Below are 11950 nucleotides of genomic sequence, written 5' to 3' on the forward strand. Positions count from 1 at the left end.
AAAGTGAGTGAAAAGCAATCTTATAACTGCCGAACTTATCTTCGGATCGCAAAACACAACATTGGCAGGAAATACTTATTGCTCGGGAAAATAACTTCGCTATATGTTTTTGAATATTGATTTATTACTGATTACTCAGAAAGAAAGTTAAATATGAAAAAAAGCCTTCTGATGCTTATGCTCACGATAACATTCTCTTGCTTTGCGCATATCAATGAAGACATCGAATATAGCCGTGATAAGTACCTTTTAGCCTACAAGAACCTCAACACTAAACTAGAGGAATGTTTGACAGAAATGAAATCCCTGCCGTTTATTACTTCTGCGGATATCAAGGGTTTTGATAAACGAACGGTAAGCATAGCCGTTTTATACCTTGGCACAGCCCAAATCGATCAATGCGCCGGGGATGAACATCATCAGTTTATGATCAGGGCATTTGACTACTACGCTGCACTTACAGAAGTCAGCGTCTACAGCCAACAAATAAAAACACTTCATAATGACATCTTTGCCCTTTTGCCTGCCGGAAATATAAGATTAGAAAGAGAATATGAAAGCTTTCCTTTAAAAACCAGAACGGAGCTTGAAGCACGCTTAAAAAATAAAAACCTCCGATCCTACCCCTCATTTCAAAGCAGCCCGCAGTATGATTTTGATGATAAATAGGCCGACGCCATCGTACATATCGGATTTTTTTATCAGAACAAACCTCACTTCAGGTCGTCTGCAAAGGCGACCTTTTTCAGTAATAAATCATCGTAAACGTCGCCGTGCCATTCGCACTACCGCTGCTGAGTGTTTGCCCGTTGAGATAGTAGCGGGCAAAAAAAGGAATACTCAGGTTTCCTTCACTGGCCGAAGGGGTGATTGCCCATTGTTGCCCGAGGCTTACAGGCGTTGTGTCGCCTTTCAGTATCTGAATTCCGACCCCGGACGCCTGTCCTTCCGTGCCGCTGCTGATTTTAATGACGCCTGCGGCCAGCGAATCGTCAGCAGTGCCATCGATACGGATATTCACATTCGCCCCGGCATCACAATTAAGTTCAATGCTAAATGGTACGTCCGGCGTGACGCCGCCAGCGGTTGTACCCGAAAAGAGCCCAGGCCAGACAGTGCCCAACTGTACGTCGATGGTTTTATTCAACACGTCGCAGCTTTCGGTTCTGATCAGGATATTTCCAGTATAAGAAAGTGTGTTTGTCCCCCCGCCACTTCCCAGACCCGATTTACCGTACACACCCAGTCCGAAACGGGTCTGGCTTTGCTGCAATGCCGTATCCGAAATATCATTGGCGGTTTTTACCAGCGAGAGCGTGACGCTGATCTGATAGCTCTTATTAGTATCAAGCGTACCCAAAGAAGTATTGCGCGTATCGCAGTTCTGGCTGGCACCGATAACGCGTTGACCCGAGGAATTAGTCAGTGCAATACCGATCCCCTCGACGCCCGTGGTGTAAACGCCCGGAAATCCGGCAATTTCGGTACCGGTACCGTAATAGCAGGCAATGATCGGATCACCGGCAACTTCATCGCTGCCGCTGGCTCCACACGTTCCGCTCAGGCTGAAAGTATGCTGGCTTCCCGGAATATCACTGCCAGGTGGCAAAGAGGAGGTGACGGCAATCGAACTTAAATCCCAGGACTGCGGCATGGCTGGCGTTGCAGAACAGCTTGCCCAGAGCTTTCCTGAAAATAATAACAGGCAGGCCATCAGTATTATCGCTTTCATATCAACCTCACTGGCACACGCTGGCTGACTGAAATACCGTCACTTTTTGCGTATTTTGTAATGTAAAAGGTGCCTGGCACTGCCCTCCGCGCCAAATCACCTGGATGTTTCCCTGTTGCGCAAGTCCACTGAGATATACCTGGCCGTTGTCGCCCACGATGGCACGGTTGCGCTCATCACCTGCGACGAAGGCTTCTGCACCGAAAGGCACGGGCTGCCCGTTATAAGTAAGGGTGAGTAACAATCTGCTGCCGGCGCGCGTGGTAAAGGAAGCCATGACCACGGCACCGGAAGTGGGCACCACTGACAACACGTTGTCATCGATATCGATATTTTCATCCAGCGAGGTGGTATCCAGCGCCACGCGGGTGCGCTTGTAAGGACTGAGATAATTCACCACCGCGTAGCCGCGCCAGTCGGTATACACGCCGGTGTTATTTTGCAATTTAACCCCCGCCGCGCCCGGTGCACGGACGATCGCAATCGCGGACACATCACTCATCAGCGGCTGGGAGAACGTGACGCCGTGCGGATGTCCGACAACAGCGCCTTGCCAGCCGTAGTTGAGTTGATGACTGGTCTGGTTATAGTTGTATCCCCCGCTGAGCTGAGCGGCGCTGCCCAGATAATTCAGGCTGGCACTCCCGCTGTTTCCCTGTCCGTCGCTGCCATAGCCTTCACTGACCGCATAAGAGAGATTGTTATCTTCAAGAAGTGTGCCGTTAATGCCGGTCTGGTAGAACGCCGGGCCGTTTTGCGCGCTGTTCATACTGGCCGTAGCCCGCGCGTTCGGCAGCCATCGGCTGAGGGGGATACTGATGTTAAAAGCGATCTGCCGGTCATTCTGGCCATCGACGGACTGGCTGTCCGTCAGAGATAAAGCGTAATCAATACTGGCGATATTGACGTTATAACTGAAGCCGAAACTTCGCTGACGGGTCTGCGTGTATTTTTGCTGATAGTAAGACAGTGAAAGCGATCCCCATTCCCCGTGGTTGAGTGTCTGGGTCAGGTTCAGACGAAATTGCCCGCGCTGCCTGCCGTATGGCTGCCCGTTGCTTTCGTCCTGTCGCCCGTTACTGGCATCGCTGAAATGATAAAAATCCCCTCGATAGCGGATCCCCGCCAGCGACAATGTCGAGCCGGTAGCCGCCACACTTTTGGCATATTGCAGCCGGTACGCCTGCCCGCCTGCGTTGTGATTGTCCGTCAGCTGGCTGTCGGCAAAGGTGGTATCCAGCGACACAGAGCCAAGATCACCCATCATGCTGCCCATACCGGCATTCGCGGCGTGGTAGTTTTCCGCCATCTGACTGCCGCCAAACAGCGTGACGCCATAGCCCAGACCGTAAATCAGTGATCCCTGTACAAAACCCGGTTCATCGCCACCGTACTGATACGCCCGGTATTTCCCCAACGTCAGGGCGTATTTCAGCCGGCCTTCACGTTGCATGATCGGGATGGCAGAAAAAGCCTGCGTGAAATGGCGCTCTTCGCCATTGCTTTCCCTGATCGTGATATCCAGATCGCCGGATGCCGACGTCGGGTATAAATCATTAATGCTGAAGGCGCCCGGCGGCACATACGTCTGGTAGATCACTATTCCGCTTTGTTTAATCGTCACCTGCGCATTGCTTCTGGCAATGCCGCGGATGACCGGCGCAAAGCCGCGCAGGCTGTCAGGCAACATATTGTCATCGGAAAACAACTGCACGCCACGAAACGCGAAGCTGTCAAAGATATCCGCAGGCGTGGTGCTTTCCCCGGCGATAAACTGCCCTTTGATCACCGGTACGTCTCGCTGAAGGAAACTGTATGCCGAGTCCCAGTCCTGCTGTGACTGTCCGTCAATGTTGCGGCTGTAACGCCATGTGCTGTAGTTGCGCAGCCGCCAGCCGCCCCAGTTAGCGCCACTTCTCAGGCTCAGAAACTGGTTCTGGTCACTGCCGCCCGCGTTTTGCCAGGTACGGGCGCCGCTAAGGTTGTAGTTGAGCAGCAAGGCCGGTGCGCCTTCATCCCATAATTCCGGGCTGACCGCGCCCCTTGCCAGCGTGTCGAGTAATTCCTGAGGGATGGTGATCAGTAATTTCTGATGGGAAAAATCAAAATGGCCGACCACGCCGGGCATCAGGGTGGCGAAATCCTCCACCGGTTTCTGTGCCGGCCAGTGGCGTAATGCCGCAATGCTGCCGGTTTTCAGCCCCAGGGTCTGCCATTCTGCCGGGGTGAATAACGGCGACAGCGTCTGGTCCTTCAGGGCGATAAAGGTCACATCCTGCCGCCCTTTCAGCATGTCGTTGACCCACACATCTACACGGTAAATACCCGGCGTCTGTCCGCCCGCACGGGAAAATTGCGACACATCCACCGGCCCGCCGGGATGTTCAATTTCCAGCGCCTGCACGTTAAAACGATCATCCGCCCTGACCTGCGTTACGCCAAACGCAAAACTCACCAGCAGCCATGACGGCAATGCGAGTAATGAACGGTGCATAAAGACATGATTTTTCTTCATAACATGCCTCAGCGCAGCCGGTTTTTTTCCACTGAACTGGCGCCACCATAATCATTCACCACTTGCCAGCTGACGTCATTCCCCGTCGCGCCCTGCGGCCAGGGGTAACGGGCTTCCCCAAAGGGCGGAACCATGGTGTTACCTGTCGCCACACGGTTGCTGCCAAGGTTTAATCTGAAAAATGTGAAGTAATAAGGTGTCGGATTGGTCACCCGCAGCGTTGAACCCTGACGGGAGAACTGCAGTTGCCGCCAGGCGCTTTGCGCTGCGGGGGCGAGCAACGCCACGGGGCGATAAAACAGTTTGAGGCGGGTCTTGACCACGATTTGCAATAAACCGGCAGGGGCTTCTTCAGGCAGGCGGGGAATGGCTTTGATATTCAGCCAGAACAGGGATTCGCGATCGTCGGGTAATATGCCGCCGGTGCGGATAATCCGCAGGCTGTTATCTTCTCCGGCATTCAGGCGGAATAAAGGTGGCGTGACAATAAAAGGCGCAGCAGCGGAAGATTTTTGCAGCCCGTCAGGCCCGTTATTATCAACCCAGGACTGGATCAGAAAAGGTTCTGCCTGTTTCCCCAGATTACTGACGGTCAGTGAGGCTTCTTTTTTATTGCCCTGATATATCACCCGCGTTGCCTCAGTAATTACCCCCGCATAAACCGGCATTCCGGAAAAGAGAATAAATAACATCCCGGATAAAATAACAGGAAGACGCCGCATATTTCCTCTCATATTTCCGTTAATAAAAATAAAAGACACCCACGTCTGGCGTTCTGGCATCCTTGCCAGTTTTAAAATTATGCTGCGATTATTTTGTGGTGCTTATTATTGGTAATTGATGGTGAACTGAGATGTCGCATTTGCCGCACCCTCGCCCACGGTTGCCGCTGTACTTTTGTAGCGGGCGATAAAATTCATATCTACCCCTTCAGCGGTCGCATCAATGGGATAAAAACGTGAAGCCGTATAAAGAGGAATTGGCGTGCCCTGATTGTCGGCGATTTCAATGCCGACGCCGGTTGCGCCACCCGTCACTTCCAGTAGCTGATTGTCAACCGCATCGGCGGTACCATCGAATTTGACGGCCGCAGCTGTGAAGGTTGTCGGGCAGTTGGTGAGTGAAATAGTAAAGGCTGTCGGAGAAGATGTCGCACCAGCAGCCGTGAAAGATGTCGCGGCGACCGTGCCTAAATCAACGTTAATGGCATCAGTCGTTCCGCCATTGACGTCGCATGTCGTGGCAACAATTTGTCCGGTGAAATTAATGGTACCATCGGCAGCATGCGCCACTGAATGGCTAAAGCACAGCATGGTGCCGAGAAGTAAAATAAAAGAATTACGCTTATTCATGAATAAAATACCTGAGATTAAAAGTAAACAATGGCCGCCAGTTTTAATCAACGAGGCTGGCGATATGCATTCACTTTAAACCGGGGTATTAATTTGCTGTAATCACATCACCTCATATTATTTTATCGATATTATTGAGCGGTAGAAAATAAATGAATGAGGATGTAATGAGATAAATGAGAACGGGTATGGAGTGTGTCACAGGTAAAAAAAGCAAAAAACCGGAAATGAGAAATATTTCCGGTTTTAGACATGGACGGTTTATTGCATAGAAACCTGGCGCACAAACTCTTTTCTGAGCTGCATGCTGTATTCCTTGCCGTAAAACTGCGTGGCAATGTCTGGCTGCACCACGTCTGTTTTCACTTGTTTGTTCATCGGCACCGCGCCGAAAGCGACATTCAACGCCCGCTGGGTTTCAGCTTGCGTTAACCAGTTCAGGAACACCGCCGACGCCGCCGGATGTGTGCTGTTTGCTGCAATAGCCGCAATATTCCCCCCTCCCGGCATACCAAAAGCCGGAATATAAAATTTCAGGCGACCGGTAATCGCCCCGGATTTTTGCAAGCCCGCCAGATGATCTTCCCAGGCAGGCACCAGCAATAATTCGCCATCATTCAGACGGGTCAGGCTATCTGCACCCGATGCGGTCTGGGTGATTTTTTCTTTATTGCCGACAAACCATTCCCAACCCTTTTTCCAGTTTTTAATAATGGCAGGATCGACTTGCGTCGCATCGGCATCAAATGTGTCGGAGGAGAGGGTGACCACGCGCTGAATAAAGGCTTCGCCTGCCCCGCCGTTATTCGGATCGTTGTAACCAAACTTCTTAGGATTCGCATCGATAAAGTGTTGTAAATCATCGAGTGATTGCGGCAAAGGTTGATTGCCCATCTGTTGCGGATCGTAAGCCATACCGGTTTGGTTGCCCCAAAAGGCAACCGCATATCCTTCGGTATTCACGCTTTGCAACTGATGCACCGCATCCCCGTAACCCGGCAGCCAGTCTACCTGCGCCAGGGCATTTGCTTTACGGATGATCGGTAACTGCGCCACCGACAAGGCCACCACGTCCATTTTACCTTTCTCGCGGCGAGCTTCCGCCAGCAGTTTATTCATATTGCCATCAATCGACCCTTCCGGAATACGCACTTTAACTCCGTACTGTTTCTCAAAATCAGCAACGAAACTGCGCCATTGCGGTTGTAAATACCAGACGTTGAAGGTGACTGAGCCTTCTTTTTTGGCCTGTGCGACGACAAGATCCCAATCTTGTTGTGCCAGTGGCGTGGCGGTCGCTACCCCGCTCAATAACATGCCACTGAGAAATAAAACCGTGCCTGTTTTCATGTTGAATAACTCCCTTATCAAGGATCACGCCTTGCCGGTTGACTGTGACAGATAATTCCCTTTCAACAGCTTCTCGATAATGACCATCAGGACTACATTCGGGATCACCAGGATCATTGAGACTACCGCCGCATCCGGGCGCACAAAGGAATAGCCGAGAAAAGAATAAAGAATGGTCGGCACGGTAATAAAATCTGGCGCGCCCAGGACGTATGAAATACTGAACTCTTCCAGACTGCGCACCAGACAAAAAATCAACGCGGCCAGGAAACTGGGCTTGAGCATCGGTAAAAAAGCATTGCAGAACGTTCCCCAATGGCTGGCACCGAGATCGCGGCTTGCATCAATTAAATCCTGCGGCACCGCTTTAAAACCTGCGGACATAATGCGGATCGAGTAAGGCAGCGTCAGCACAGTGTGCCCTAATACGATGCTGATAAACGGGTTACTGATGTTCAGATTCATCAGCATGGCGCTAAAGAATATCCCGATGATCATTCCGGGCATGACCAGTGGGATCAGCGTGAGCATTTCCGCAACGGCTTTCCCGCGAAAAGTCATGCGCCCAAACGCATAAGCGGTGGGTAACGACAGCAGTAAACTCAGCGTCGCCACAGCGGGCGCAATGGTGTAGCTGTTAAAGAGGGCTTCTGATAGCGAAGTTTGCTGCCACACTTGTATCCAGCGGTTAACCGACAACACTTGCGGGAATAAGTCCGGGTAGCTCCACGGGTGTTGCGGGTCAACCAGCGACCATAAGATAGCCATTGAAAATGGCAGTCCAAGCCAGACCAGATTGACCAGAATAAAGAACAACAGTGAAATCCAGACGATCAGGCGTCCATTCGCCGTGCGGTTCATTTGACCTCTCCTTTGCGGGTGGCGAGCGGTGTCAGGAGGATGGCAATAAGCAAGGTACCCAATGCCGCCGTCAGCATGATAATTACGGCAATAACCGCAGAGTTATTCCATTCACCGTATTCCATGGCCGTGGCCTGCATCAGGCGGGCCAGCGAGTAGGTATTGCGCGGGCCAGCGACCGAGAAGAAGGCAAAGTCGCCCAGCGCACCGATAAAAATAAGGATCAGTGACACCTGCACGGCGGGTAACGTCAGGGGAAAGATAACGTCTCGAAAACAGCGCCAGCGGCTGGCACCCAGGTTACTCGCCGCGTCCAGTACATCGGTACGGATTGCGTTAACTGAGCCACCGACCAGAATCAGCGCGAACGGCAGATTCTTCCAGATTTGTAAGATAACAACGCCCCAGCCAAAGTCATCGTTCTGCATACGCAGCGGTTGATCGATAACGCGCAGGGCCAGCAATAGCTCATTGATCACGCCGTGATAAGCAATGATATTGATGAACAGAAATGCCGCCACGAGGCCGGGAATAAACATCGGCGCACGCAGCACGGCAACAATACCTTCTTTCGCCACCAGCGGCTGACGGAGCCACAACGCCAGCGGGTAAGAGAGCAGCACCGCACCGAACGCCCCCAATATTGAGACTTTAACCGAATAGATCAGCGCGCCGTGCAGTACCGGATCTTGTAATACGTTTTGCCAGTATTCGAGCGAAAACTGGCTGTCGCCGGAAAGATTGAAATAGCCGATGCTTTGTACCAGCACCACGTAAAAGGTCGATCCCATCAGTAACACAATGGTACCTAGTCCACTGATCATCAGCAGCCAGGCGGTCAGCTCATTACGCCATTTCATCGTGCCCCTCCACTACTGGCTCGAGGAAGTGAATCGCATCCTCGGGTAAACGGAAGCAAACCCGCGCCCCGCTTTCGGCCTGCGGTTTTTTAACCAGTTGCAGACGCACCGACAATTTACCGTCATCGTTATCGCCCCATGCTTCGGTCAGGTTGCCCATAAACGCCATTTTGCGCAGCGTAAGGAAGAAATGGTTATCGCCGGTTTGTGGCTGCGGCACAAAGCGCGCATCTTCAGGCCGCCAGCAGATATAGCAATGCTCAGCGAGCGGGGGACGCGGAGAACGTACGTAAAACTCACCCAACTGGCAGCGAACCCGATAAAAACCAGGCTGTTCCGCAGGAGTGATGTGAGCGATATCGATATTGGCCGCACCAATAAAATCGGCGACGAAACGGTTAGCAGGACGGTAATAAATCTCTTCTGGCGGCCCAATTTGCTCCACGTTACCCGCATTGAGCACCACGATCTTATCGGACATGGTCAACGCTTCGGCCTGATCATGGGTGACATAAATGGACGTGAGTTGATATTGCCGCTGTAACTCCTTGATTTCAAAACGCACACTTTCACGAAGTTTGGCATCCAGATTAGACAGCGGCTCGTCAAACAGCACCACATCCGGGCGCGTAACCATCGCTCTGGCCAGCGCCACCCGTTGCTGCTGCCCGCCAGAAAGTTGCACCGGCATTTTCAGGTGCTGATCCTGCAATCCAACCTGCTTCAGAGCCTCTGCCAGACGCAGTTGCTGCTCGGCAAGCGGTAAGCGTTTTTGCTTCAAACCAAAACAGATGTTGTGCGCCACATTCAGGTGCGGAAACAACGCGTACGACTGAAAACACATTGCGGTATTGCGCTTTTCCGGCGGCAAATTGTTAACGGATTGCCCGTTAATCAGAATTCGTCCGCTGTCTGGCTGATGAAACCCGCCGATCATTTTGAGTAGCGTGGTTTTACCACAGCCGCTCGGGCCAAGCAGGGTGACAAATTCACCTTCCTCGGCGGTAAAGGAAATCTCGCGGGCAGCGTAAAACGCGCCAAATTGCTTTGTAACCTGTTCCAGTGAAAGTGTTGACATAGTGTACAAATCCTGTGTTAAAACTCCGACTATTAAATTTACATACTAAATATAAAATTTATGTGACAAAGATCCTTAAAACCAAAAGCAACACTGAAAGCAAACGTAAAATACATATAAATCAATTAATTAATATGAAAATATTGACGCGATATAAATTTCGCTTTTCTAATTAAGTTTAAAGAGTAAATTTAATATTGAAATTTTTGGAATCACATGAGGAACAACCATGGCGTTTAACTTTCATCAGGCCGTACAAGGCATCGTGCTGGCAAACAGTCACCGCGGCTACTCCAGCTGTTATCCGGAAAACACTCTGCCCGCGTTTATCGGGGCAAAAGAGGCAGGGACGCATTGCATTGAGTTAGATATTCATCTGACCGCAGATAATCATCTGGTGGTCACACACGATCACCGCATTGATCGCGTTTCGACCGGCACCGGTTTTGTCGAGCAAATGACGCTCGCGCAGTTACGGCAATTTGATTTCGGCGTTAAGTACCATGCGCAATTTGCAGGCACACCGATCCCGTTATTGCAGGATATTCTGCGTTGGGCGGTAGAGAATGGCATGGGTCTGATCGTGGAAGTGAAGCAACGCCGCCGACATGACGAATTTGTGCATCATCTGGTTGCCTTGTTGCAGTCAATGCCAGAGGCGCTGTCACATATTCAGTTGCTGGGGTTTAATCATGTGTTGATTAACCGCGTCAAAGCCATGATCCCAGAATTAGCATTGCAGGTCGTGACGCTGGAGCGTTACAACAATCAACTGGCCGCCGTGCAGCATTCCCATGCCAGCTGCGTCTGTTTTGAATATGAGTTCGCCCATGTTGACGATCTTCGCGCCTATAAACAGGCGGGACTGGGGGTACGCATGTACTTACATGAAGTCAAAAACGGCATGACGCCACTGGAGCAGTATCAGTATAAATTCGGGTATGATAGTCGCCCCGAGATTCTCGGCTGGCTGCGCGAAGGTCTGATCGATATGCTAAGCCATGATGATCTCCCCTATGTGCAGGCACTGATCGAAGAGGCTGGACTGCGCTGGGCCTGATAACAAAAACGATAGCCATATTATGAATGTAAAACCTGACCGTCTTGAACTGCGCCCTACCCAACGTTTGCTGCTGGAGCTGATTCGTCGCCATGCACCGGTGACGCGCGCCGAACTGGCGCGCTATTCAAATCTCACCGCGGGGGCAATCACCCAACAATGCCGGGAGCTTTTATTTTCGGGTCTGGTTATCGAAGGCGAACGCAATATGGGACAGCGCGGACAACCGTCGCTGCCCCTGCGGCTCAATCCAGGCGGCGCATGTGCGGTCGGACTGGCGTTTAGCCCAGGGTTTATCGATATGACGCTTGTCGATCTCAGTGGCCGTAAGCTGTTCAGCGTTTCTGAGCCACACGAGGAAAATCAGCCCCTCACTACAACATTAAAACAGATCAAAAACCTGGTGGAGCAGACGTTAAAAAAACGCCAGCTGCAACACGCACGCATTCTCGGTGTCGGTTACGCCGTGCCGGGCTTTTTGAAACCCGATGGCAAAAAGCGCCACTGCGTAGCCTGGCTTTCAAGCTGGCGTGATGTCGACTTGCAACAGGCGTTTGAACTTAACTTGCCCTGGCCAACCTGGGTGGAAAACAACGCCAATGCGTCTGCCATTGGCGAGCTTTATTCGGGGTCGTGGAATGACTACCGTGACCTCACTTTTATCGATTTAGGCTATGGTATCGGCGCGGGGATCATTGCCGATAGTAAGCTTCTGCGCGGGGGGTTTCTAAACGCAGGAGAAGCCGGCATGGCATTCCCGGGCGATAAACCACGTCCATCCTACAAAGACCTGGTTGCCACACTGGCGCAGTACGGGATAAATGAAACCCAGCTGGCTGAACGGGTCGCGGCCAGACATCCGGTGTTTGAAGCGTGGTTTTCGCGCTGCTGCGATCAGGTTGAACAGAGCGTAATGGGCTGCCTGCAATGGCTGGATCCACAGTTGATTATTCTGGGTGGTGCAATGCCGAAAGCGATAACGGAACGGCTGGCGGAAACGTTAACGCAACGGCTTGATGCCCGGCTGGATCCCGACAGACCACGAGTGAGGCTGGTGAGTTCACCTATAGGTGCCGAAAGCGCCTCATGGGGCGCGGCAATGATCCCGTTATATCAAATCATCAATCAGCCTTAGCAGTCCG

The 11950-nt window shown here is 51.7% G+C and carries 11 protein-coding genes; 3 read left to right on the forward strand and 8 right to left on the reverse strand.

What is annotated here, in order from left to right; all coding sequences use genetic code 11:
- Nucleotides 1-153 precede the first annotated feature (153 nt).
- Nucleotides 154-669 carry a hypothetical protein gene (locus RAHAQ2_RS18225; protein ID WP_037040341.1) on the forward strand — a complete coding sequence of 172 codons (516 nt, stop codon included), beginning with the start codon at nt 154-156 and terminating at the stop codon, nt 667-669.
- A gap of 76 nt (nt 670-745) precedes the next feature.
- Here the strand turns inward: RAHAQ2_RS18225 and RAHAQ2_RS18230 are convergent, their stop codons facing one another.
- The 8 genes from RAHAQ2_RS18230 to RAHAQ2_RS18265 form a co-directional block, all read right to left on the reverse strand.
- Nucleotides 746-1732 (reverse strand): fimbrial protein, encoded by a 987-nt coding sequence (locus tag RAHAQ2_RS18230; RefSeq protein WP_015698637.1) that lies wholly within the window; start codon nt 1730-1732, stop codon nt 746-748.
- Nucleotides 1733-1739: 7 nt separating this feature from the next.
- Nucleotides 1740-4247 carry a fimbria/pilus outer membrane usher protein gene (locus RAHAQ2_RS18235; protein WP_015698638.1) on the reverse strand — a complete coding sequence of 836 codons (2508 nt, stop codon included), beginning with the start codon at nt 4245-4247 and terminating at the stop codon, nt 1740-1742.
- A gap of 8 nt (nt 4248-4255) precedes the next feature.
- Entirely contained in the window at nt 4256-4969 is a 714-nt protein-coding gene (locus RAHAQ2_RS18240; protein WP_015698639.1) for a fimbrial biogenesis chaperone, read from the reverse strand.
- A 105-nt stretch (nt 4970-5074) separates the two neighbouring features.
- Nucleotides 5075-5599 (reverse strand): fimbrial protein, encoded by a 525-nt coding sequence (locus RAHAQ2_RS18245; RefSeq protein WP_015698640.1) that lies wholly within the window; start codon nt 5597-5599, stop codon nt 5075-5077.
- 261 nt (nt 5600-5860) lie between these two features.
- Entirely contained in the window at nt 5861-6916 is a 1056-nt protein-coding gene (locus tag RAHAQ2_RS18250; RefSeq protein ID WP_420802819.1) for an extracellular solute-binding protein, read from the reverse strand.
- Between the two features lie 57 nt (nt 6917-6973).
- Entirely contained in the window at nt 6974-7810 is an 837-nt protein-coding gene (locus RAHAQ2_RS18255) for an ABC transporter permease (protein WP_015698642.1), read from the reverse strand.
- Nucleotides 7807-8670, reverse strand: a complete 864-nt coding sequence (locus tag RAHAQ2_RS18260) for an ABC transporter permease (RefSeq protein WP_015698643.1) — start codon at nt 8668-8670, stop codon at nt 7807-7809. Before RAHAQ2_RS18260 ends, RAHAQ2_RS18255 begins: the two co-directional genes overlap by 4 nt.
- Nucleotides 8657-9748: an ABC transporter ATP-binding protein gene (locus tag RAHAQ2_RS18265; protein ID WP_013576980.1), complete on the reverse strand. Its 1092-nt coding sequence runs from the start codon at nt 9746-9748 to the stop codon at nt 8657-8659. Before RAHAQ2_RS18265 ends, RAHAQ2_RS18260 begins: the two co-directional genes overlap by 14 nt.
- A gap of 229 nt (nt 9749-9977) precedes the next feature.
- Between RAHAQ2_RS18265 and RAHAQ2_RS18270 the strand changes: the two genes are divergently transcribed.
- A complete protein-coding gene (locus RAHAQ2_RS18270; RefSeq protein ID WP_015698644.1) occupies nt 9978-10808 on the forward strand; it encodes a glycerophosphodiester phosphodiesterase in 831 nt (276 codons plus the stop codon).
- 22 nt (nt 10809-10830) lie between these two features.
- The gene (locus RAHAQ2_RS18275; RefSeq protein ID WP_015698645.1) at nt 10831-11943 is read left to right on the forward strand and encodes an ROK family transcriptional regulator; all 1113 of its coding nucleotides are present in this window, start codon (nt 10831-10833) and stop codon (nt 11941-11943) included.
- Nucleotides 11944-11950 lie beyond the last annotated feature (7 nt).

The sequence above is a fragment of the Rahnella aquatilis CIP 78.65 = ATCC 33071 genome, from assembly GCF_000241955.1.
In the GTDB taxonomy this organism is placed as follows: Bacteria; Pseudomonadota; Gammaproteobacteria; order Enterobacterales; family Enterobacteriaceae; genus Rahnella; species Rahnella aquatilis.

Coding starts and splice junctions, on each gene's coding strand:
- RAHAQ2_RS18240 (WP_015698639.1), bottom strand. CDS start 4,969: ATGCGGCGTCTTCCTGTTATTTTATCCGGGATGTTATTTATTCTCTTT.
- RAHAQ2_RS18245 (WP_015698640.1), bottom strand. CDS start 5,599: ATGAATAAGCGTAATTCTTTTATTTTACTTCTCGGCACCATGCTGTGC.
- RAHAQ2_RS18275 (WP_015698645.1), top strand. CDS start 10,831: ATGAATGTAAAACCTGACCGTCTTGAACTGCGCCCTACCCAACGTTTG.
- RAHAQ2_RS18235 (WP_015698638.1), bottom strand. CDS start 4,247: ATGAAGAAAAATCATGTCTTTATGCACCGTTCATTACTCGCATTGCCG.
- RAHAQ2_RS18250 (WP_420802819.1), bottom strand. CDS start 6,916: ATGTTATTGAGCGGGGTAGCGACCGCCACGCCACTGGCACAACAAGAT.
- RAHAQ2_RS18270 (WP_015698644.1), top strand. CDS start 9,978: ATGGCGTTTAACTTTCATCAGGCCGTACAAGGCATCGTGCTGGCAAAC.
- RAHAQ2_RS18230 (WP_015698637.1), bottom strand. CDS start 1,732: ATGAAAGCGATAATACTGATGGCCTGCCTGTTATTATTTTCAGGAAAG.
- RAHAQ2_RS18260 (WP_015698643.1), bottom strand. CDS start 8,670: ATGAAATGGCGTAATGAGCTGACCGCCTGGCTGCTGATGATCAGTGGA.
- RAHAQ2_RS18255 (WP_015698642.1), bottom strand. CDS start 7,810: ATGAACCGCACGGCGAATGGACGCCTGATCGTCTGGATTTCACTGTTG.
- RAHAQ2_RS18225 (WP_037040341.1), top strand. CDS start 154: ATGAAAAAAAGCCTTCTGATGCTTATGCTCACGATAACATTCTCTTGC.
- RAHAQ2_RS18265 (WP_013576980.1), bottom strand. CDS start 9,748: ATGTCAACACTTTCACTGGAACAGGTTACAAAGCAATTTGGCGCGTTT.